The sequence below is a fragment of the Bacillus sp. bc15 genome (assembly GCF_900142585.1).
GTDB classification, from domain to species: domain Bacteria; phylum Bacillota; class Bacilli; order Bacillales; family Bacillaceae_G; genus Bacillus_A; species Bacillus_A cereus.
In genome coordinates this window covers 1,269,413-1,291,395 of sequence record NZ_FRBJ01000001.1, presented here as the reverse complement: position 1 = coordinate 1,291,395, position 21,983 = coordinate 1,269,413, and the positions used below count along the sequence as shown (strand labels likewise).

Sequence of the window (21,983 nt, the reverse complement as noted above, 5' to 3'; positions counted from 1 at the left end):
CTTTATTTACGAAAATTATTATGCAGCTAAGAAAACTGTAGTTCATTGAATTAGAGGTATATTAGAATTTAGTTGAAGAAAGAGAGAGGGAATAAAATGAATATAGTGCACTTACGTCCTAAACAGCGGTCTAAGTATCGCATTATGCTAGGGACGTGGTATTACTCTACAAAGAGATACATTCAGTGGTTAGTAGACGGAAAAACATATGCAAAAAGGCTCCAACAAGAAAAGCTACCTTGTACAGCAATTCAGCACCGAACGATATTACTTCGTAAGCTCAAAGATGTAGATATGTGGTATCAACAGAATAAGGTTGTTAATTTGAAAATTGCTGTTAAAAAACTAAATGGTATCGTCATTAGACCAGGAGAAACATTTTCTTACTGGCGTTTAATAGGTAAGCCTACGAGGAAAAAAGGGTATGTAGAAGGTATGGTATTACACTACGGATCTTTTCAAACAGGTATTGGAGGAGGTCTTTGTCAGCTTTCGAATTTAATATATTGGATGACTTTACATACACCACTGACAGTAACAGAACGATATCGTCATAGCTTTGATGTCTTTCCTGATTCTAGGCGAACTCAACCGTTTGGGAGTGGAGCGACTTGTTCCTATAACTATTTGGATTTACAAATTAAAAATGAAACGGACCAACCGTATCAACTTCACCTTTATATGACAGATGAATATTTAGTTGGTGAATGGAGAACAGTCTATCCGCAACTTTATCAATATGAAGTGTATGAGAAAGAACACTCAATTCAACCTGCATACTGGGGCGGTTATATACGACATAATGTGATTCAACGTAAAGTATATAATCAACAGAAACAGTTAATAGAAGATCAATATGTAACGGAGAATCACGCTATAATGATGTACGAACCACTATTAGCTTGTAATAATGAGAATAGTGAGTAATGTGGTAATCCATAGATTAAATAGTATAGAAAATATTTAATTCTTATTTTTATTAAAAAAATATAAATCTCAGATTTACTGGATTTTGATTGTAACTAAGAACATATAAAAGTTCACTGTTATTTATAGGAGAGCCTGTTTGTTTTTCTATCTTTTGTATTTCACTCTGCATAAAAAAATATTTCTCAACATTTTATTTGTTGAAAAAGATTGAATATTCGTATTATAACGAATATTATGTTGTTATCGGCAAAAAACGATAATTTGCAGACACTGGGGAGGAAATACATTGAAAAAGAAAAAGAAATTAAAACCATTAGCGGTATTAACAACAGCAGCGGTACTAAGTAGTACGTTTGCTTTTGGAGGTCACGCAGCGTATGCTGAGACACCAACATCATCTCTACCAATAGATGAGCACTTAATACCGGAGGAGCGTTTGGCAGAAGCGCTAAAACAACGGGGGGTAATTGATCAATCTGCATCACAAGCTGAGACGTCAAAAGCTGTCGAAAAATATGTTGAGAAAAAGAAAGGGGAAAACCCTGGGAAAGAAATCTTAACAGGAGATAGTCTTACACAAGAAGCTTCTGATTTTATGAAAAAAGTAAAAGATGCAAAAATGAAGGAAAATGAACAGGCACAGCAGCCTGAAATAGGTCCAGTAGCTGGACAAGGTGCAGCATTAAATCCAGGGAAATTAAATGGAAAAGTACCTACTACATCAGCGAAGCAAGAAGAATACAATGGAGCTGTTCGAAAAGATAAAGTACTTGTTTTACTTGTAGAATTTAGCGATTTTAAGCATAACAATATTGATCAAGAGCCAGGATACATGTATTCTAAGGACTTTAATCGTGAACATTATCAAAAAATGTTATTTGGTGATGAACCATTCACTTTATTTGATGGATCGAAGATTAACACATTTAAGCAATATTATGAAGAACAATCTGGTGGTAGCTATACAGTTGATGGGACTGTAACAGAATGGCTTACTGTTCCAGGAAAAGCATCAGATTATGGTGCTGATGCGGGTACTGGGCATGATAACAAGGGGCCTTTAGGACCAAAAGATTTTGTGAAAGAAGCATTAAAAGCAGCGGTAGCAAAAGGAATCAATTTAGCAGACTATGACCAATTTGATCAATACGATCAAGATGGTGATGGAAATAAAAATGAGCCAGATGGAATTATTGATCATTTAATGGTTGTACATGCTGGCGTTGGTCAAGAAGCTGGCGGCGGTAAATTGAAAGATGATGCGATTTGGTCACATCGTTCAAAACTAGGTTCAAAACCATATGCAATTGATGGCACGAAATCTTCTGTTTCGAACTGGGGCGGAAAGATGGCTGCATACGATTATACAATCGAGCCTGAAGACGGAGCGGTTGGTGTGTTTGCACATGAGTATGGCCATGATTTAGGCTTACCAGATGAATATGATACAAAGTACTCAGGACAAGGTGAACCTGTTGAGTCATGGTCTATTATGAGTGGTGGTAGCTGGGCTGGAAAAATTGCAGGAACAGAGCCAACGAGTTTCTCACCACAAAATAAAGAGTTTTTCCAAAAGAATATGAAGGGGAATTGGGCGAATATCCTTGAAGTAGATTATGACAAACTTAGCAAAGGCATCGGTGTTGCGACATATGTAGATCAAAGTACTACAAAATCTAAACGACCTGGAATCGTTCGTGTTAACTTGCCGGACAAAGATATAAAAAATATCGAATCGGCGTTTGGTAAGAAGTTCTATTATAGTACAAAAGGAAATGACATTCATACAACACTTGAGACACCAGTATTTGACTTAACAAATGCAAAGGATGCTAAGTTCGATTATAAGGCATTTTACGAACTTGAAGCGAAGTATGATTTCCTTGACGTATATGCGATTGCAGAAGATGGAACGAAGACACGCATTGATAGAATGGGCGAAAAAGATGTAAAAGGCGGCGCGGATACAACTGATGGTAAGTGGGTTGATAAATCATACGATTTAAGCCAATTCAAAGGAAAAAAAGTAAAACTGCAATTTGAGTACTTAACAGATATTGCAGTAGCTTATAAAGGATTTGCGTTAGATAATGCAGCATTAACTGTAGATGGAAAAGTTGTTTTCTCTGATGATGCAGAAGGTCAGCCAGCAATGACGTTAAAAGGCTTTACTGTGTCTAACGGATTTGAACAGAAAAAACATAATTACTATGTAGAGTGGAGAAATTACGCTGGTTCTGACACTGCGTTACAACATGCACGTGGCCCAGTATTTAATACAGGAATGGTTGTATGGTATGCGGATCAAAGCTTTACAGATAACTGGGTAGGCGTTCATCCAGGTGAAGGGTTCTTAGGAGTAGTAGATTCCCATCCAGAGGCAATTGTAGGGACATTAAACGGACAACCTACTGTGAAGAGCAGTACGCGTTATCAAATTGCCGATGCGGCATTCTCATTTGATCAAACACCAGCATGGAAAGTAAATTCACCAACTCGCGGTATCTTTGATTATAAAGGATTACCAGGAGTGGCAAAATTTGATGATTCTAAGCAATATATCAACAGCATCATTCCTGATGCAGGACGTAAGTTGCCGAAACTAGGACTGAAGTTTGAAGTAGTAGGCCAAGCTGAAGACAAGTCTGCAGGTGCGGTTTGGCTTCATCGATAAAATAAGGTAAAACGAAGAGGAGCTGCCACAAGTCGGTGAAACTGACTTATGACAGCTCTTTTCTTCTTGTGAAAAAACTCTCTGTTTTTTTATGTACTTATTGGAAAAATTCGAAGTTTCTTTGATACATAAAATGCTCCGTCTGTCCAATTATAGAAGCTATTTTGGACGTAAGAAATTTGTAAGTAATGAGTAAGAAAAAAGAGATTTTCATAGTATAAAATATTTATTATAGCTACTTTTAACACCTGATACTAATAGTGTGCTATAATATGAATTAGCAACAAAAAGGAAAGGAATTAGAACAATGACCTTAGAAAATACTAAAAATTTAAAAAAACAAGTTGCTCCTTTTGAAAAATCAACGATTAAAAAAAGTGTTTGGCAACTGATCAACACAATCGTGCCATTTATTATTTTATGGTACCTTGCTTATAAAAGTTTGTCAGTTTCTTATTGGTTAACATTAGTTCCAGCACTGTTAGCCGCTGGATTTATGACAAGGATTTTCATTATTTTTCATGATTGCACCCATTATTCGTTCTTTAAAAGTCGACGTGCAAATAGAATAGTTGGAACGTGTATGGGTGTTTTAACATTATTCCCATTTGATCAGTGGGGGCATGAACATTCTATTCACCACGCTACAAGTGGTAATTTGGATAAGAGGGGTACAGGGGATATTTGGACGCTTACAGTTGATGAATATGTAGCTGCACCATTTAGACTCCGTTTAGCATATCGTTTATATCGCAATCCATTCGTTATGTTTGGGTTAGGCCCGATTTATGTTTTCCTGCTTAAAAATAGATTTAACCGAAAAGGTGCTAGAAAAAAAGAACGTATGAACACTTATTTAACGAATATTTTAATCGTTGCTATTATAGGAATGCTTTGCTGGGCAATTGGATGGCAATCGTTTCTTTTAGTACATGGTTCTATATTTTTAATAGCAGGTTCAGTAGGGATTTGGTTGTTTTACGTACAGCACACATTTGAGGATTCTTATTTTGAAGAGGATAAAGATTGGGAATATGTGAAAGCGGCAGTGGAAGGAAGTTCTTTTTATAAGCTTCCTAAAATTTTGCAATTTCTAACGGGTAATATTGGATTCCATCATGTTCACCATTTAAGCCCAAGAGTACCTAACTATAAACTAGAAGAGGCACACAATAATACGCTTCCGTTAAAAAATGTACCAACGATTACGCTTGCTACAAGCTTACAATCACTACGTTTCCGCCTTTGGGATGAGAAAAGTAACAATTTTGTTAGCTTTAAAGATGTCAAAAATATAATTAAAAATAATGTTTCTGTTCGAGTGAAATCTGAACTATAATTGCATCGTATATAATACTCCCCTTAATCATTTTCGATTTAAGGGGAGTTTGTGTTTAAAGAGTAGATGCCAGATAAGAAGAAAATTTACATAATTCAAATTGTAATTGAAGCAGATTAGGAATAGCTCGTACGTAAGTACAAATATAAGATGACAGTAAATGCATTATGTTAACAAATTTATAGTAAATGGGGAATCGTACAACATTATATCCAAAAATAAGAAAAAACTTGAACGGAAATTCCATTCATTTTTCTTGGTGTTCCTCATTCCATACACTTAAATAGGACGCATATTCTAATTCATCTGGATTCTTATGTAACATAGAAATGAATTCTAATTTATTTCCATCACAATCTAGAAAGTATACACTTGCAGCAGGCATCCATCTTTGGACAATTGGCTTTTGATTTCCTTTTCCTTGACTTCCTATCACTGCTATTCCACGTTCCTCTAACCACGCTTTAGAAGTCATTAAAAACTCTAAATTTACAACAAAAGCAAAATGTCTCGGTTCAAAGTCTTCAATGTTATGTACTTCCCATAGTCCAAGCATTTGTTGTTTATTTTCTCCGACCCAAAAGAAAGCCACTCTTCTTTTGGAGAATTTTCTTGCTAACGTTAATCCTAGCTTGTTTTGATAGAAATTTATTGCGTTTTCTAAATTTCTTACATGTAAATGAGTTTCGTATATGTTCTGTATTATTATGATCATTCCTTTCTTTATTGGTAACTACCAATTAAATAGTGAATGTAATTCTAAAGTTGAAATATGTATAAGCCTAGTAATGTACATCTATATCCGATATACCTATTTACTATTATATTGAAATTGGAATGTGATAAATCCCACTGAGGTAGTAAGTGTTTAAATGAACACTCTACTACTTTTGTAGGAGAGGGGATATATCTATTAAATTCAGATGAAATCATATTTAAATAATGAAAAACGCTATTCTTTTCGTAAGAATAGCGTTTTTTTATGTTTTTAAGTTGGTGGCCATAGGGTAGAATTTGAAAAATGAGGATTTACAAAGCTAAGAAGTTTAACTCCAAAAAAAAATCGATTTCCTGTGGAGTTAAAGGAATCGACTTTTTTATTTACCTTGATGTATTAACGCAGCTGTTAACTTAATAGTAAATAAGTAGAATCCACTATTTCTCCCAAAGTTCGATCAATCGACCTTCAGGATCCTTAATCCAAATAAACTGTCCAAATTCACTGATTTCTTCTTTCTTCTCAAGAGGTACACCAATATTCTCAAGATGCTTTATAGTCTCGTTTAGATTATGTACTTCGAAATTTAACATCACTTGTTGTTCTTTTGGAAAATAATTGTCATTCTCTGTAAAGAAAGAAAAGATGGTCTCATTTCCTAACTGGGGTTTAATCACAGTTCCATTCCAATCTTCTATATCAAGTTTCAACACTTCACTGTACCATTTTTTTATAACTTCAAGATTCTTAGTTCTCCAAAATATTCCTCCAAAACCTTTTATCATCGTATCTAACTCCTGTCTGTCTTTAAATATATATTAAATATATCAAAACAAAACAGTAATAGTAAGCAGAATCATCAACTTATGAATAGTAAAAATAGTAATTGTTAGTATTATAGTATTTACTACATTAACACTTTCTACAACATCATTAGCAGAACTTGAAATTTCGGGAAAGGTATAGAAATGCTCATTTTTCAACCCAAAGTTCACCTGAGCAATCCAGAACTTAAAGTGTTATAAATAATTCTTTCAATAGTAGGGGGAAATGAGAGAAGGAACGATAAAAGACCACACATGAAGTGAAACGCCATGTGTGGTCTTTTATGTATCGTCAAATATTACGAAGTCTCGCTAATTTTAGTTTCACTATGAGTGTTAGTAGAATTTCTTTTCTTAACTTTAAAGTGATAGTAAGTGTAGCAAAAGATGATAAATGGGACAGTGCAATAGATTCCAAGTCGTTGTTCTGGGATAAAAATAAGACTGATTAATATAATGCCATACAATCCAAAACCAAGAATTGGTACGAGTGGATAAAGTGGCGTTTTAAATTTTAAGTCTTCTAATTTTCCGCCGTCTGCTAAATAATGTTTGCGGAAAAAGAATTGAGAAACACAAATTGACATCCAAACAATAATGGTAATGACTCCGGAAATTGAAATGAGCCACAAGTAAACAGTTTCAGCAGCTACTACGCTTGTCAAAAGAGAAAAAGCAGAAATAGCTATCGTCATGATTAAAGCGTTGAGAGGAATCCCACGTGATGATAATTTCTTTAAAAAGGCTGGAGCCATTTCGTTTTTTGATAAAGACCAAAGCATTCGAGTAGCAGCGTATAGTCCTGAGTTTGCAACAGAAAGAACAGCAGTAAGAATAACAAAGTTCATAATATCAGCTGCATATGGAATACCGATATTATCAAAAACAGCAACGAATGGGCTCTTTGTTAATCCAGCTTCTTCCCAAGGAATTAAAGCAACAAGAACAAAGATTGCTAAGACGAAGAAAAACATCGTGCGCCATATAATATTTCTAATAGAACGAGGTAAAGTTTTTGCTGGATCTTCACTTTCACCTGCTGCGATTCCAACAAGTTCTGTACCTTGGAAGGAATAGTTGACTGTAACCATTGTTAAAAGAATAGCGGCAAGTCCATTTGGGAATAAACCACCATGATTTACGAAATTTGATAATAGCGGAGCGGGTTCGTCACCTTTTAAATCAATAAAACCGAACATAGCGGCGCCGCCAAGAATAATGAAAGCGATAATGGCAGATACTTTTATACTTGAAAACCAAAATTCTGTTTCTGCATAACTACGAGCAGATAATGCGTTAATAGTGAAGATTGTAACGCCAAATATTAAACACCAAACCCAAACAGGAATATCAGGAAACCAGCGCTGCATTGTAATGCCGGCAGTTGTAAATTCAAGACCGGTCGTATTCGCCCAGCTTAACCAATACAACCATCCGATTGTAAAGCCAGTTGCAGGATTGATGAACTTAGTGGCATATTCTTGGAAAGAACCTGAAACAGGCATGGCTACAGCAAGTTCACCAAGACATAGCATAACGAAATACATTAATAATCCACCGGCCATAAAGGCAAGTACGGATCCGCCAGGTCCAGCTTGACTTATAATAAAGCCAGATCCGTTAAATAACCCCGTTCCAATCACACCACCGAGTGCAATCATGAATAAGTGTCTACTTTTCATCGTCCGTTTTAATTCATTGTTTGTATTGCTTACTTGCGCCATTGTTTTCCTCACTTTCATAGTTGATAGAATAAAGTTTGATGTTTTTCCGTATTATGGAATGTATTCCGTGATGTGAAATCTTGTTATAATTTTCAGATAATTAAAAAGAAAAGTCAATATTTTTTTGTTTGCGTTTTCAATTCTTTGTTAGTGATATGTTTTTATTGTTAGAAAATTAAATAAATAGATTGATTTCATTTCGAATGTTTGCTAAATTGATAGTTAATTAAGCATACTAACATATTACGAGTAAAGTTGAGGCGAGTTATGGTACAGTCCATTGATCGAGCGATAAGTATTATTAAATTATTGAATTCTACAAATGAAAAAGAGTATTGGGCTATTTCTGATATAGCTGATGGAACACATCTCCCGGTTAGTACAGTACATAGATTACTTAACTCTTTAATGGAGCATGGGTTAGTTACACAAATTTCAGAGACAAAACAGTACAAAATTGGACCAATGTGGATGGAAATAGGGTTACGTCAATTGGAGAAGGTAGACTACAGATCTGTTGCAAGAGAAGTGATGAAACGTTTAGCTGCTGAAGTGGAGGAAAGTGTCTATTTAAATATTCCAAACGGAACACATTCTATTATCATTGAAAGAATTGATAGTCCTTTAAAAATTCGAGTTATCGATAATCTAGGGGAACAAATTCCACTTTCAATTGGTGCCGCAAATAAAACGATGCTTGCCAATATGAAAACGAATGAAATGGAACATATTGTAGAAAATTTACTTTCTTCATTACCAGAACAAAAGCAAATTCTTCTTAATCAAATAAAGCAAATAAAAAATGAAGGATATGCTGTCAGTTATGGTGAAAAAACAGAAGGGACAGCTTCAGTAGCTGCACCTATAATCGGATTTAATCATAAAGTAGTAGGAGCATTAAGTGTTGGGTTAATTAGTCATCGTATTAATGATGATCGACTATCTTTTCTTATTAGCAAGGTAAAACAAGCGGCTCATGAAATATCAATAAAAATCGGCAGTACATCAGAACTATAATTTTGATAGCTGTCGTCATTTTTTATTCATATACTGGAATTAGTTTTCATAATGTGGAAAAATAGGGGGATTTATATGTCAAAGTGGCAATCAAAAGAACAATTGATTCAATTATTAAGCGGTCTTGTTGAAATTCCTAGTATTACCGGTTCAGAAGCTGAAGTAATATTGCCAGACTTTGTTGTGGAACAGTTATCTGATTTACAGTACTTCAAAGAAAACCCGCATCATTTACAAAAAAATCCGACAGGGGACGGACGATATTTTGTTACAGCACTAGTAAAGAAAAGCGATAGTATAAAAAATACTGTAATTCTAGTAAGTCACTTTGATGTTGTAGATGTACAAGATTACGGAGTGTGGAAAGAAGATGCATTTAATCCTAAAAAGTTAACATCTATGTTTTATTCTCATAAAGATGAACTTCCAGACCATGTACGTGAAGATATAGAACATGGGGAATGGCTGTTTGGTAGAGGAACAATGGATATGAAATGCGGTCTAGCATTACAAATGGCAATGATTGAACAAGCATGTGAAGGAAGATTCGATGGGAATGTTCTTTTATTGGCTGTACCAGATGAAGAAGTGAATTCTGTAGGGATGAGGGCCGCTGTTCCAAGACTGTTAGATTTAGCTAGAGAGCATAACTTAGATTATAAAACGGTCTTAAACTCAGAGCCTATGTTTTCAAGACATCCTGGTGACCAAAATAAGTATATTTACACTGGCTCTATTGGTAAAGTGTTACCTGGTTTTCTTTGCTATGGAAAAGAGACACATGTAGGTGAACCTTTTGCAGGCTTAAATGGGAGTTATATGGCTTCATTAATAACAGCAGAATTAGAGTTAAACACAGACCTTTGTGATATTGTAGAAGGGGAAGCGAGTCCTCCGCCAACTAACTTACTTCAAAGGGACTTAAAGGAGGATTATTCTGTACAAATTCCGCATCGTGCAGTTACATTATTTAATTTGTTTTTATTAGAAAAATCAATGACAGATGTAGTTTCATTGTTACGTCAAAAAGTAACGAAAGTAGCAGAGAAAATAGAAGAGTCGTATGAAAAACATGCATATCGTTTTTCTAAATATAATCCATTTATACCACCTAATCTTAAAGTAAATGTATTAACTTATGAAGAGCTTATCACATATGCAATTGAGCAACATGGACAAGAAAAAATAAATCATATTCAATCTAATATTATAAAAAATAGAGAAGATAAAGATGATCGTGCGGTAACGATTGATTTAGTAGATAAATTAGCGATTTTATGTAAAGAAAAGGCACCGATGATTGTACTTTTCTTCGCTCCGCCGTACTATCCAGCTGTGAGTTCGCGCAACAATCCTTTAATAAAAGAGGTAGTTGTAGAAATGGAAAAGTATGCACACTACAATCATAAGATTACATTTGAAAACCAAAATTATTTTGGGGGGATTTCAGATTTAAGCTATGTAGGCTTGCAGTATCCACTGGATTCAATGAGTTCTCTTGTAGACAATATGCCATTATGGGATAAAGGTTATTCAATTCCACTTCAGGAATTAGAAGAGTTTGATGTTTCAGTATTAAATATGGGGCCGGTAGGAAAAGATGCACATCAATGGACAGAACGTCTAGATGTAAACTACGCATTTGAAACACTAATAGATATGTTACCGAAATGCATTGAAAAATTATTAGTTTCTAATAAAATTACACAATCATAGTAGGGAATAGGTAAGGGATAAAACAGAACCTTTAAAGAAGATTCGAATGAAATTATTTTAATATAATTAAAAAGCGGAACGGCCAAGCTAAATTTTATATGAGTTTGGCCGTTTATCATGTAGTGAATTTTTAATTAAAATTATGTGAATTCATAGCTAACGTAATCTCTTTTATAGTTTTATTTTTTAGTTTGACCAGATAGTTCAACAGACTTTTGCGTACAACGTTGCATAGCTGAAATAATCGCTGTTCGTAATCCTTTTTCCTCTAATGTTGCTACAGCTTCTATTGTCGTTCCACCAGGAGAACAAACCATATCTTTCAATTCACCTGGATGTATTCCTGTTTCTAGTACCATTTTTGCAGAGCCTAACACAGCTTGAGCAGCGAATTTATATGCTTGATTTCTTGGCATACCATCTAGTACAGCAGCATCTGCCATCGCTTCTATAATCATATATACATAAGCTGGTGAAGAACCACTTACAGATGTTACAACATCCATTAATTTTTCACTTACGATCTCTGTTTGACCAAAACTATTGAAAATGTTTAGTACATCTTCTAAATCTTTTTCTGTCACCATTTCATTAGGGCATAATGCAGACATTCCTTCTCCAACAAGAGCAGGAGTATTAGGCATTACTCTTACAACCTTTAATTTTTTATTAAAGGCATTTTCAGTACTTTCAATACTTTTCCCAGCAGCGATCGTAATGATGATAGCATCGTTTTTGATTACTTCTTTTATTTCATTAATTATTGATGCGTATAGGTCTGGTTTGATTGATAAAATTAAAATATCAGCATTTTTAGCTACTTTATTGTTGTCGGTAGTTGTAGTTAGCCCATATTTTTCACTAGCATTTTTTAAATTAGCAGTGTTTAAATCTGAACAAATAATATGATTTGAAGACACTATATTTTTGTTTATCATTCCGCCAATCATAGCCATTCCCATATTTCCGCAACCGATGAATCCAATTTGTTTATCCATAATAACTCAATCTTGCTCCTTTTATAATCAATTATATCGGTTTGATATTATTTTCTTAGAATAAGAATAACATCCCTGTGCAATATAAAGAAACATTCTAAGAGAATATATTCCTTTTTGCAACACTAAAAGATAAAAATTAATTATATTCGACATTATGTAAATATATACACTATAATTTAAGATTTTATGTTTATGAATATGAGTTAAACTTATATCATTTTGTATTTTCATTCAGTAGGGCGATAATTTCATACAAATAACTTGTGGCTCTATTTATTTTTAAAAATACCTCTTGACACCGAATCGAACTATATCGCATAATATAAAAAAATTAGATTGAAAATCGTTGAAGGGAATTAGTACATATGTCTTCTTGCGAAAGAGAGTGGAATTCACCGGCTGAAAGATTCCTCGTATAGAATATATCGAACCTATCCCTGAGTCTTAAATGAAAGTTTAGGCGTTCGCCTGCGTTATAGGCACCAAGTGGATATCTATGTATATCAATTAAGGTGGTACCGCGGAACAATGACCGTTTCGTCCTTTTTATTTTATTAAGGGCGAAGCGGTCATTTTTATTTTGCTCTTAAATACTTCAGTGCAGCATTGATGAGAATAGATATAGTTACAAAGTGAATGAAGTGTAATTTATAAAAAACTTTGATTTTAGACTTGGGGGATAAAAAAGTGAAAAAACAACGAGTTGTTGTAAAGATTGGGAGTAGTTCCTTGGCAGATAGTCACGGAGGCATCTCTACAGAACAGCTTTCAGATCACGTTGCCGCATTGGCTCGGTTGAAAGCTGATGGGCACGAGGTTGTGTTAATTACATCTGGAGCCGTCGCTGCAGGTTTTTCAGCGCTAGGATATCCTAGCAGACCTGTAACGATTAAAGGGAAACAGGCTGCAGCAGCTGTCGGACAAAGTTTGTTAATGCAGGCGTACACGGAGGAATTCCGTAAATATGGCATCGTTACTGCGCAACTTTTGTTGACGAGAAGTGATTTTTCTAGAAAAGAACAGTATAGTAATGCTTACGCTACGTTAGGAGAATTATTAAACCGTTCCGCTCTTCCAATTATTAATGAAAATGATTCCATCTCTTTAGAGGAGCTGACGTTCGGTGATAATGATATGCTGTCAGCTTTAGTAAGCGGGCTTGTTTCGGCGGATATGCTTATGATCTTTACAGATGTGAACGGGTTATATGACAAAAATCCTCAGAAAAATGCGGATGCAAAAAAATATTATTTTCTTCCTGAAGTTACGGAAGAAATTTCTTCTCTTGCAGGAGATGCTGGCTCAAAACTTGGGACTGGCGGTATGAAATCAAAAATCGATGCTGCAAAGACAGCACTCTCTCTTGGTGTGAGTGTATTTATCGGAACAGGACGTGGACAGGAAAAGTTTGTAGATGTTTTGAAGGGTAAGGGTGATGGAACGTATGTCGGTAATGCTCCTCAAAAAGAAATGAAGATGAACAAGCAATGGATTGCCTTGCATTCGCTTGTTAGCGGACAAATTGAAGTAGATGCTGGGGCAGCTACTGCCATCATTCAGCATGGTAAGAGTTTACTTCCAGCTGGTGTTACGAATGTATCAGGATTTTTCCAAGTGGGTGAAGTTGTAGAGGTTGTAACGCAACAAGGGCGCGTAATAGGAAAAGGACAATGCACATATAGTGCAGAGGAACTAAGAGATGTAAAAGGTATGCAAAGCCAAGATATTCAAGTAAGAGGCGAGAGACATAGTTATGAAGTCATCCATAGGGATCATTGGGTTTCACTTTAAAAAGGAGGAAATAAAAATGAATGAAGTGTTGGCAAAGGGGATAAAAGCAAAAGAGGTTGTTAGGGAACTTGTACTAAAATCTACAAATCAAAAAAACGAAGCACTTGCTGCAATTGCAAATCAATTAATAAGTGAAACAGCTTATATTTTAGAGGAAAACAAACGGGATATAGAAGAAGGTAAGGCAAAAGGGTTTTCTGATTCTCTCCTTGATCGCCTTATGCTGAATGAACAGCGTATTGTTGATATGACAGAAGGGATTAAGCAGCTAATTGAATTACGTGATCCTGTAGGAGAATGTGTAAGTGCATGGGAAAGGCCAAATGGACTATCTATTCAGGAAATGCGCGTACCACTGGGTGTTGTTGGGATGATTTATGAGGCAAGACCGAATGTAACAGTGGATGCTGCTACAATTTGTTTGAAAACAGGAAACGCAGTCATATTACGTGGTAGTTCTTCTGCTATTCATTCTAATAAAGCGATCGTTGCCGTTATTCACAGGGCGCTCAAACAAACAAGCTTACCTCAAGAAAGCGTCCAGCTTATAGAAGATACAACGCGAGATAGCGCAAAGCAGTTGTTTACAATGAAGGATTATCTAGACGTTCTTATTCCAAGAGGTGGCAAACAATTAATCGATACTGTTGTGAGAGAAGCGTCTGTTCCAGTACTTGAAACAGGTGCGGGAAATTGTCATATTTTCATTGATGAAACAGCGGATAAACAAATGGCATTGGATATTATTATAAATGCAAAAACGCAGCGTCCATCTGTATGTAATGCGATTGAAACGATTGTTCTTCATGAGAAGTGGGCAGAGAAATATGGTAGCGAGTTGTTTTCTTCTTTGAAGGGTAGAGGTGTGGAGCTACGTGGTGATAATAAAGCAGTGGCGATTGATCCTTCTATCTTACTTGCGACAGAAGAAGACTGGGAAACTGAGTTTTTATCTCTCACACTAGCAGTGAAAGTGGTTTCCACTGTTGAAGAAGCGATTCATCATATAAATACGTATGGATCTATGCATTCTGAAGCGATTATTACTGAAAACGAGGAAAACGTCAGCAAGTTTTTTACTTCTGTAGATGCCGCGGCACTTTATCATAATGCATCGACTCGTTTTACAGATGGATCCGAATTTGGATTCGGAGCGGAAATTGGTATCAGTACACAAAAGTTACACGTAAGAGGACCAATGGGGCTTCCAGCATTAACTTCTACAAAATATGTGATTCGTGGAAATGGGCAAATTCGAAAATAATAATAAAAGACACTCAATTGGCTTGGGTGTCTTTTATTATAAAAATTATTTACCATACAAATAGCCCAACGAGCATAGCACTTAATAAAGAAACAGCCATCCCGCTAACAAGAAGCTTCCAAACATTTTTACCGATGACTGATGATTTTTCTCCGCCAAATAATGAATTGTAAGTTCCGTAAATCATACCTACTGTACTAAAGTTAGCAAAAGAAGCTAGAAATGTCGTTGCAACCGCAACCGTATGCGGTTGTAGCGACTTTAAGTTTGATTTTAAATCCATCATTGCAACAAATTCATTCGTCGTTATTTTGATCCCCATTAATTCAGCTACATACATAGCATCACTGCCTGATAAACCGAGTAAAAATGCAAAAGGACTAAAGATAATGGAGAAGATTTTTTGAATTGTTAACCCCGTTACAAAAAATCCTAAAATCCCATTTAAACATGCTGTTAAAGCTACATAACCAATTACCATAGCTAAAATAACGATAACCATATTCATCCCAACTAACATACTGTTTGAAATAGTAGAAAAGAAATCCTTTTTTTCATGTTTTGAAGGTGTGTAAACAACGTCTTCTTCTTTCGAAACTTCCACAGGATTTAATACATTGGCTAAAATTAATGCGTTAATACAATTTAATGGAATGGCGCTGAAAATATATGTTGCTGGCACCATTGATAAATAAGCGCCAAGAATGGATCCGCTAACGCTACTCATACTCATAATTCCAAAAGTTAATAATCGATTTTCTTTTAACACAGATAATTGATCACGAACAACCGCAAGTGCTTCGGTGTTTCCTAAAAACATCATTTGAATCGAAAAGAAACTTTCTAACTTTGGTAAACGAGAAATCTTTGAAATAACTGCACCTACTTTATCAATAATCCAAGTTAAGATTCCGAAATAAGATAGAATATCGAAAAAAGTAATAACAAAAATGATAGGAAGTAACGCACTAAAGAAGAAATCAATGTGCTGACTTTCCATAGCTGAAGGAAATGCAAATCGAATACCTTCATTCGCACATGCTAGTAGCCAACTGAAAAATGACGCAATTTTATTAATGATAATACTGCCGAGCTTTGTGCCTAACATAAACCATGTAATAAAAAGCTCCAATAGGATGAGAATTACAATTGGTCTCCATTTTATATGTTTTTTATTAGGCGAACATAAGAAAACGATTAATATGACAACGAAAATCCCTAACATATTCAATATGAAATGCATGTCAACAACTCCTTGAGGCTTATTATTTGTATATAAAAAAGCATCTATTCTTCCAAATTTGGATTATGATTAGAAGTTATGAAGCATGTAAGTTATGTTAGGAATCAATGTATTTTAATTTGCTTTATTTTGAGCAATCGCAGTAATTATCGAACAATTAGTTGTTTTCAATTGTTTTGTTGGATATTAAACGTATGCGATTTTAAACATCGTTTATCCCGGATTAACGGGCAGTAAGACTTTTACCTCAAAATTCAGGGAAAGCAAAGAAGTGAAGTGGGGATGGGCTGCCCGCAAAATCCCGATTGGTAAGAGCTGATTAAAATTTCACTTTATAAATAAGAACGGTGAGTTGGCCATGAACCTTGAAGTTTCCGAAGCTGTATAATTTGTCCTGTATGATAAGCATCATGCAAAAGGATATTCATATATTGTTGCCAAACTGGTAGAGAAGGACTTAGTTGATCTAGTTCTGCTTCTTGAAGGGCGGTTAATGAAGATTGTAAGGCATCATGTACTTGAAGCGTTCGCTTTTCTCTTCAATAAACCTTCTCTATAGTTGAACAAGAGAGTGAAATACAACGTATAATTGAGCCATTAAAAAATCTCATTTTTAATATGATATTTAATAATCAAGGCTTTCATTGAGTCAGAATGAAAAGAGTATAAACCTTTTTCTGTTTGCTCATTGATTAAAGTTTTTTTAAAGTTGCAAAACGGTTCTAAAAATATAGAAGGTAAAATTCGATAAAAATAGAATATGTTATATAGCAAACAAGGAGGGGATAAAAATGGAGGTCTATCACATAACGAGCAGAAAAAGGGAAACATACAACGTTCAGGTGAAATATTCGATACTTTTCGAATGTGCACTTGGCATTGCAGCGATTACTCATAAAAGGTTAATTGATACTCTTGAAAAGACTCAAAGTGAATGGGAAGAAATTAAGAAAGCATTAACAGAAGAAATGAGAGAACACTTACAGTTTGTAGAAGAACATAATACGTGGAAAGCATTACTCCAGTTATTGTATGAAGAGGATTTTCAAGATTTATCGCAGTTTAATTTTAAAATTGATTCATTTTCAGAAGAAGATTTGAAATTTATATGTTTACCGTTTTTAGGAGAGAAGTATGAAGAGAAAAGACGTTTAGCTGCAACGGGAGTTGTATGTGCAATACACGAACTAAAGGAACTAACAGATAATCATCAGTTTTTTTCTACTTATATTAGCTTTATATGTAATGTAGATGTACAAGTGCTGAAATCGCATTTAATCGCTGTTATGACAGGTTGGTATGAGAGTGTTATTAAAAGAGAGGAAGAACAAATACTTTCTATATTAAAACGAGATTATGAAGCGAAAAATGAAATGAATAAAAAGATGAAGCCGGAAGAGTTTGTCGAGTGGGCGACTGGCGGAGTGAACTATATGCCAGAGCCAAGTGTTCATCACGTACTTCTTATTCCGCAAATGACGTACAGACCGTGGAATATTGAAGCGGATATTGATGATACGAAAGTATTTCATTATCCAGTTGCGAATGAAAGCATTCATCCTGAAGATCCGTATGAACCGAATTATTTTTTAGTTCAAAAACATAAGGCTCTTGGGGATGAGGCGAGATTGCGAATTGTAAAAATGTTATTTGAAAAAGAACGTACATTACAGGAAATAACGGAAAGATTACAGCTTGGTAAATCGACTGTACACCATCATTTGAAATTGTTACGTGCAGCGAAGTTAGTTGATATACATGACGGAAAATATGTATTAAGAAAGAAAGCAGTACAGTCTTTAGCGAAAGAATTAGATATGTTTTTGAATAGATAATTAACAACGAGAATGTACATAAAGGGAGGAATATAAAAGAAAAGTTGGTGTGTGAAATTGAAAAATATATTGAAAAATCGTTCGTTCTTTTTTATGTGGATTGGTAGTGCAATCTCTGAATTAGGAGGGGCTTTCGGAACGTTATGTAATTCAATTCTAGTATATGAGTTAACAGGATCGGAAATGGCTTTAAGTAGTATGTGGCTATTATATTTCATCCCATCACTCATACTGCAATTAATAAGTGGCCCATTTATTGATAAATGGAGCCGGAAGTGGATTATGATTTTTTCACAATGGATACGGGCGTCCGTATTCTTATTACCTTTGGTGATGCTAGTTACAGGTAGTATAGAAGTTTGGCACATTTATGTTGTTCAAATTGTAGTGGGACTTATTACACCTCTTTATACACCTGCAAGTCAAGCAATTACACCGAGCATTGTAAGTCAAGGACAACTTCAAGACGCAAATGCGTATATTGATGGAATGACTCGTCTCATGATGTTTCTTGCGCCAGTATTGGGCGGAGTAGTCATTCATTTCATTGGAACAGAACTTACATTATCTTTCGTATGTATTTGTCTATTTGTTAGTGGTGCTTTCTTACTTTATATAAAAGAAAAGAGAACTACAACAGATATACGAAAAACGTGGCTAGAACAATTTCTTCAAGGTTTTACATATTTTTTTACAAAACCAATCATCGTTTGGCTCGGTATATTTCTTACTTTCGTGCAGTTTGGAGTAGGGGTAACGATGGTCACAAATCTTCCTTATATAAAAGACGAGCTGTTAGCGGGATATGCAGAGTACGGCTATTTTATGGCAGGTTTTCCACTTGGCTACGTAATTGGCTCAGTATTAGTCGGAAAAGTAACATATAAAAGCCGGCGTATACTTATGCTTGGAGGATTGTTTATAGGGGGACTCACATACATTTCATTAGGATTCAATCATAGTATTATCATTGCAATACTAATTGAAGTAATAGCAGGGATTTGTATTGCATTTTTCAATGTTCATAACACGACAATATGCCAACAAACCGTCCCAAATAATATGATAGGACAAGTATTTTCAGTGCGTTTATTTTTTATACGATCCGCTATGCCATTAGGGGTGTTAGTAGGGGGAATATTGAGTGAAATGTGGGGAGTAAGAGTGCTATTTGTAATCATCGGTGCAATTATATGTGTTACATCTTTAATAGGGATGTTACTTCCATATTTCAAATTTTTAGATGAGGCGATAGAAAAGAAATCAGCATAATTCAAAAAATTAAAACTTTACAATTGAAAATAATTATCATAATCAATTATAATAGAAGAATACTAGTATTCGTATAACAAAGAGGGAGTGGGATATATGTTTATCGAAACGAAAACATTTACAGTAAAAGAAGGTACATCAAATATAGTTGTAGAACGTTTCACTGGAGAAGGTATTATTGAAAAATTTGAAGGCTTCATCGATTTAAGTGTTCTCGTGAAAAAAGTAAGACGCGGCGACGAAGAAGTTGTCGTAATGATTCGCTGGGAATCTGAAGAAGCATGGAAAAACTGGGAAACAAGTGAAGAACACTTAGCTGGACATAGAGCGGGCCGTGGTAAACCAAAGCCAGATCATATTATTAATGTGGATCATGCAGTTTATTATGTGAAATCATCGAAATCGGCTTATCAACAGTCGTAATATACAAGCAGAGGATACATGTTGTAGAAGCAATCATGTATCCTCTTTTTTATTACTGGGGGGATGTAAATGATAGGAAATCTTTCATTCATTAAAAAAATGTTCTAGGATATAGAAAAAAATATTAGACTTATAAAGCATAGTCTTAGATGGAACGCTTGAATATCTTGCCTTACATATTTAAGGGTTATGAAAATGAGTCTATATCCCTTCTGTTTAAAAGGAGATGAGTACATGAAGCTGAATCATTTAAATTTATGTGTTGATGACTTATCAGAAGTGAGACATTTCTTTGAAACATTTTTTGATTTTCAATTTTTGGAACAAAAAGGGAAAGCACTTGTAGTTATGAGTGATGAGAGTGGATTTATACTTGTGCTAAGTGATCCAAAAGCATTTAAAGGGAATAAGGAAGTTACGTATCCGGAAGCTTTTCATATTGGTTTTTTAGTGGAAACTACAAATGAAGTGGATCAAGCGTATAATCGTTTAGTAGCAGGCGGCATTGAAATAGATAAGGAACCTTATTCGATGCGAGGTAGTAGTTATGGTTTTTATTTTACAGTATTTAATGGCTTATTAATTGAAGTGTCTTGTCTTGATTATAGAGAAGGTAAGAAAATTTCAAAGCTTAATAGTAATCACCAAGAGTAATCATTTGAAGGTGTATATTTAGCCCCTTATCCAGTTTGGAAAGGGGCTTGTTTATTTTATTACCTTATTTATCTTACTATTTGTGGATTGATTATAGTCTCACCTTATTTGTCTATCTGAATTTCAAATTCAAGCACAGCTTGATCTTTCCTAAACGGCATACTGAGTTCTTTAAATCGTAAGCTTATTCCAGACAAATTATCAGGAAGGACAGGAGATACAACGAATTGATGATTCATATGTCCATCGGTGCCGCCACCACCTTCTGACCAGCAATCGTATGTATCATCTATTGATAATTGGAAGAAACTATGAGGCTTATTTTCAATAAAATCTTCATCCGTGGAATCCCAATCGCTATATAAATAAACTACACTAGCATTTGCATATTGCCGAATAAAAGTTACAGTATACATGACGCCATTATGTTCATAAGTTTTAAAAACAGGTACATGTTTTTTAAACTCAGTTGGTTCAACGCGAGGTTTAAATTCTTCTTCATCCATCATGGAAGAGAATAATGAGTTTAGATAGTCTGGATAAAATTCGTATTGCTTTGCCCATTTATAAATCGCTTCATCATGTGGAAAACCTGGGTCACCACCTGAAAGTTCTTTTCGTTCTTTTAATAGGGCGCAAATTTTTTCATCAATAGAGTATAAGCGTTCATCGTAATGATCGGTAGGACGTTCGAAAGTCATTCTTCGCATAATCATTCCTCCTTTACTTTATTTTAACAAAAAAGACAGACTAATAAATAGTCTGTCTTTTCACATTAATTCTTCACATCATCATAAAGTTCAAGTGCCTCTTTCACATTTAATCCATTTTTCACAATGCCATGTATTGCTTGAATCATCGCAGCTGGGTGCTCGGATTGCCATATGTTTCGGCCCATGTCTACTCCGATAGCGCCTTCTTGCAATGCATTGTACGTAATGTTTAATGCGTCTTCAATTGAATCTAGTTTTGGGCCACCCGCGATGACGACTGGGGCAGGGCATGTGCTCGTTATTTTTTCGAATCCTTCGCAGTAATATGTTTTAATAATATCAGCACCCATTTCAACACATACGCGGGAAGCAAGTGCTAGAAAGCGAGCTTCACGTTTTTGTAATTCCTTTGCGACTGCGGTAATGCCGAGTACTGGTAGGCCGTAATCATGAGCTTCAGAAACTACATTTGCGAGATTTGTAACAGTTTGTGTTTCATAGTCTGATCCGACAAAAACAGAAACGCCAACGCCAATTGCGTTTTGCTTCACTGCTTCCTTCACAGGTGTAACAATTGTTTCATTCGCTAAATCTTTACCGACGACAGTAGCGCCACCGGATACACGCATAACCATCGGTGTGCTGCAGTTTTCAGGAATACAGGAGCTAAGTACACCGCGTGTTAAAAAGAGGGAGTCTGTATAAGGAAGTAAGTTTTTAACTGTTTCAAGTGGTTGTTCTAGCCCGTGAATTGGCCCTAAAAAGTAGCCGTGATCTATTGCTAACATAACCGCTCTACCATCAGGTAAAATTGTATTTAATCGATTTTTAAATCCCCAAGTCAT

Annotated in this window: 18 protein-coding genes, 1 pseudogene and 1 other annotated feature; of the genes and pseudogenes, 11 read left to right on the top strand and 8 right to left on the bottom strand. The window is 35.2% G+C overall.

What is annotated here, in order from left to right:
• Window positions 1–96 precede the first annotated feature (96 nt).
• The 3 genes from BUA87_RS06520 (at window position 97) to BUA87_RS06510 (ending at window position 4,943) form a co-directional block, all read left to right on the top strand.
• Complete coding sequence (locus BUA87_RS06520) at window positions 97–927, top strand: VanW family protein (RefSeq protein WP_016081140.1); 831 nt, start codon at window positions 97–99, stop codon at window positions 925–927.
• 289 nt (window positions 928–1,216) lie between these two features.
• On the top strand, window positions 1,217–3,604 hold the full coding sequence (locus BUA87_RS06515) for an immune inhibitor A domain-containing protein (protein WP_000727445.1): 2,388 nt from the start codon (window positions 1,217–1,219) through the stop codon (window positions 3,602–3,604).
• 307 nt (window positions 3,605–3,911) lie between these two features.
• On the top strand, window positions 3,912–4,943 hold the full coding sequence (locus BUA87_RS06510) for a Delta(5) desaturase DesA (RefSeq protein WP_000171498.1): 1,032 nt from the start codon (window positions 3,912–3,914) through the stop codon (window positions 4,941–4,943).
• 247 nt (window positions 4,944–5,190) lie between these two features.
• Here BUA87_RS06510 and BUA87_RS06505 read toward each other — a convergent pair whose 3' ends face one another.
• From BUA87_RS06505 to BUA87_RS06495, 3 genes are all read right to left on the bottom strand, one after another.
• The gene (locus tag BUA87_RS06505) at window positions 5,191–5,649 is read right to left on the bottom strand and encodes a VOC family protein (RefSeq protein ID WP_072939501.1); all 459 of its coding nucleotides are present in this window, start codon (window positions 5,647–5,649) and stop codon (window positions 5,191–5,193) included.
• Window positions 5,650–6,098: 449 nt separating this feature from the next.
• A complete protein-coding gene (locus BUA87_RS06500; RefSeq protein ID WP_000589591.1) occupies window positions 6,099–6,446 on the bottom strand; it encodes a VOC family protein in 348 nt (115 codons plus the stop codon).
• Window positions 6,447–6,784: 338 nt separating this feature from the next.
• A complete protein-coding gene (locus BUA87_RS06495) occupies window positions 6,785–8,209 on the bottom strand; it encodes an amino acid permease (RefSeq protein WP_000079995.1) in 1,425 nt (474 codons plus the stop codon).
• 267 nt (window positions 8,210–8,476) lie between these two features.
• Here BUA87_RS06495 and BUA87_RS06485 point away from each other — a divergent pair, with 267 nt between their 5' ends.
• Window positions 8,477–9,226: an IclR family transcriptional regulator gene (locus BUA87_RS06485; RefSeq protein ID WP_000250751.1), complete on the top strand. Its 750-nt coding sequence runs from the start codon at window positions 8,477–8,479 to the stop codon at window positions 9,224–9,226.
• A 51-nt stretch (window positions 9,227–9,277) separates the two neighbouring features.
• Window positions 9,278–10,942 (top strand): M20/M25/M40 family metallo-hydrolase, encoded by a 1,665-nt coding sequence (locus BUA87_RS06480; protein ID WP_072938805.1) that lies wholly within the window; start codon window positions 9,278–9,280, stop codon window positions 10,940–10,942.
• Window positions 10,943–11,121: 179 nt separating this feature from the next.
• On the opposite strand, the gene proC is transcribed toward BUA87_RS06480, so the two are convergent.
• Entirely contained in the window at window positions 11,122–11,940 is an 819-nt protein-coding gene (gene proC, locus BUA87_RS06475; protein ID WP_000360722.1) for a pyrroline-5-carboxylate reductase, read from the bottom strand.
• A 340-nt stretch (window positions 11,941–12,280) separates the two neighbouring features.
• Window positions 12,281–12,491, top strand: a binding site (T-box leader).
• Between the two features lie 139 nt (window positions 12,492–12,630).
• Between proC and proB the strand changes: the two genes are divergently transcribed.
• Together proB and BUA87_RS06465 are read left to right on the top strand one after the other, a co-directional pair.
• Window positions 12,631–13,734 carry a glutamate 5-kinase gene (proB, locus tag BUA87_RS06470; RefSeq protein WP_000744798.1) on the top strand — a complete coding sequence of 368 codons (1,104 nt, stop codon included), beginning with the start codon at window positions 12,631–12,633 and terminating at the stop codon, window positions 13,732–13,734.
• A 16-nt stretch (window positions 13,735–13,750) separates the two neighbouring features.
• Complete coding sequence (locus BUA87_RS06465; protein WP_072938802.1) at window positions 13,751–14,998, top strand: glutamate-5-semialdehyde dehydrogenase; 1,248 nt, start codon at window positions 13,751–13,753, stop codon at window positions 14,996–14,998.
• A 49-nt stretch (window positions 14,999–15,047) separates the two neighbouring features.
• Here BUA87_RS06465 and BUA87_RS06460 read toward each other — a convergent pair whose 3' ends face one another.
• The gene (locus BUA87_RS06460) at window positions 15,048–16,241 is read right to left on the bottom strand and encodes a NupC/NupG family nucleoside CNT transporter (RefSeq protein WP_000545484.1); all 1,194 of its coding nucleotides are present in this window, start codon (window positions 16,239–16,241) and stop codon (window positions 15,048–15,050) included.
• A gap of 332 nt (window positions 16,242–16,573) precedes the next feature.
• Window positions 16,574–16,774 (bottom strand): annotated as a pseudogene (locus BUA87_RS06455) (DinB family protein); the annotation flags it as partial.
• 258 nt (window positions 16,775–17,032) lie between these two features.
• On the opposite strand from BUA87_RS06455, the gene BUA87_RS06450 reads away from it, so the two are divergent.
• The 4 genes from BUA87_RS06450 (at window position 17,033) to BUA87_RS06435 (ending at window position 20,425) form a co-directional block, all read left to right on the top strand.
• Complete coding sequence (locus BUA87_RS06450; RefSeq protein ID WP_000454579.1) at window positions 17,033–18,076, top strand: ArsR/SmtB family transcription factor; 1,044 nt, start codon at window positions 17,033–17,035, stop codon at window positions 18,074–18,076.
• Between the two features lie 51 nt (window positions 18,077–18,127).
• Window positions 18,128–19,348 (top strand): MFS transporter, encoded by a 1,221-nt coding sequence (locus tag BUA87_RS06445; protein WP_072938799.1) that lies wholly within the window; start codon window positions 18,128–18,130, stop codon window positions 19,346–19,348.
• Window positions 19,349–19,444: 96 nt separating this feature from the next.
• The gene (gene hmoA, locus BUA87_RS06440; RefSeq protein ID WP_000469498.1) at window positions 19,445–19,771 is read left to right on the top strand and encodes a heme-degrading monooxygenase HmoA; all 327 of its coding nucleotides are present in this window, start codon (window positions 19,445–19,447) and stop codon (window positions 19,769–19,771) included.
• A gap of 234 nt (window positions 19,772–20,005) precedes the next feature.
• Window positions 20,006–20,425: a VOC family protein gene (locus tag BUA87_RS06435; RefSeq protein WP_072938796.1), complete on the top strand. Its 420-nt coding sequence runs from the start codon at window positions 20,006–20,008 to the stop codon at window positions 20,423–20,425.
• 104 nt (window positions 20,426–20,529) lie between these two features.
• Here the strand turns inward: BUA87_RS06435 and BUA87_RS06430 are convergent, their stop codons facing one another.
• Both BUA87_RS06430 and lsrF read right to left on the bottom strand, forming a co-directional pair.
• On the bottom strand, window positions 20,530–21,135 hold the full coding sequence (locus BUA87_RS06430; RefSeq protein WP_072938794.1) for a hypothetical protein: 606 nt from the start codon (window positions 21,133–21,135) through the stop codon (window positions 20,530–20,532).
• Between the two features lie 65 nt (window positions 21,136–21,200).
• Window positions 21,201–21,983 carry a 3-hydroxy-5-phosphonooxypentane-2,4-dione thiolase gene (lsrF, locus tag BUA87_RS06425; RefSeq protein ID WP_000219782.1) on the bottom strand — a complete coding sequence of 261 codons (783 nt, stop codon included), beginning with the start codon at window positions 21,981–21,983 and terminating at the stop codon, window positions 21,201–21,203.

Bases quoted from the DNA above. Each gene is read 5' to 3' on its own strand.
- BUA87_RS06520 (WP_016081140.1), top strand. From the start codon at position 97: ATGAATATAGTGCACTTACGTCCTAAACAGCGGTCTAAGTATCGCATT.
- BUA87_RS06510 (WP_000171498.1), top strand. From the start codon at position 3,912: ATGACCTTAGAAAATACTAAAAATTTAAAAAAACAAGTTGCTCCTTTT.
- BUA87_RS06500 (WP_000589591.1), bottom strand. From the start codon at position 6,446: ATGATAAAAGGTTTTGGAGGAATATTTTGGAGAACTAAGAATCTTGAA.
- BUA87_RS06495 (WP_000079995.1), bottom strand. From the start codon at position 8,209: ATGGCGCAAGTAAGCAATACAAACAATGAATTAAAACGGACGATGAAA.
- BUA87_RS06485 (WP_000250751.1), top strand. From the start codon at position 8,477: ATGGTACAGTCCATTGATCGAGCGATAAGTATTATTAAATTATTGAAT.
- BUA87_RS06480 (WP_072938805.1), top strand. From the start codon at position 9,278: ATGTGGAAAAATAGGGGGATTTATATGTCAAAGTGGCAATCAAAAGAA.
- proC (WP_000360722.1), bottom strand. From the start codon at position 11,940: ATGGATAAACAAATTGGATTCATCGGTTGCGGAAATATGGGAATGGCT.
- BUA87_RS06465 (WP_072938802.1), top strand. From the start codon at position 13,751: ATGAATGAAGTGTTGGCAAAGGGGATAAAAGCAAAAGAGGTTGTTAGG.
- BUA87_RS06460 (WP_000545484.1), bottom strand. From the start codon at position 16,241: ATGCATTTCATATTGAATATGTTAGGGATTTTCGTTGTCATATTAATC.
- BUA87_RS06450 (WP_000454579.1), top strand. From the start codon at position 17,033: ATGGAGGTCTATCACATAACGAGCAGAAAAAGGGAAACATACAACGTT.
- hmoA (WP_000469498.1), top strand. From the start codon at position 19,445: ATGTTTATCGAAACGAAAACATTTACAGTAAAAGAAGGTACATCAAAT.
- BUA87_RS06435 (WP_072938796.1), top strand. From the start codon at position 20,006: ATGAAGCTGAATCATTTAAATTTATGTGTTGATGACTTATCAGAAGTG.
- BUA87_RS06430 (WP_072938794.1), bottom strand. From the start codon at position 21,135: ATGCGAAGAATGACTTTCGAACGTCCTACCGATCATTACGATGAACGC.
- lsrF (WP_000219782.1), bottom strand. From the start codon at position 21,983: ATGACTTGGGGATTTAAAAATCGATTAAATACAATTTTACCTGATGGT.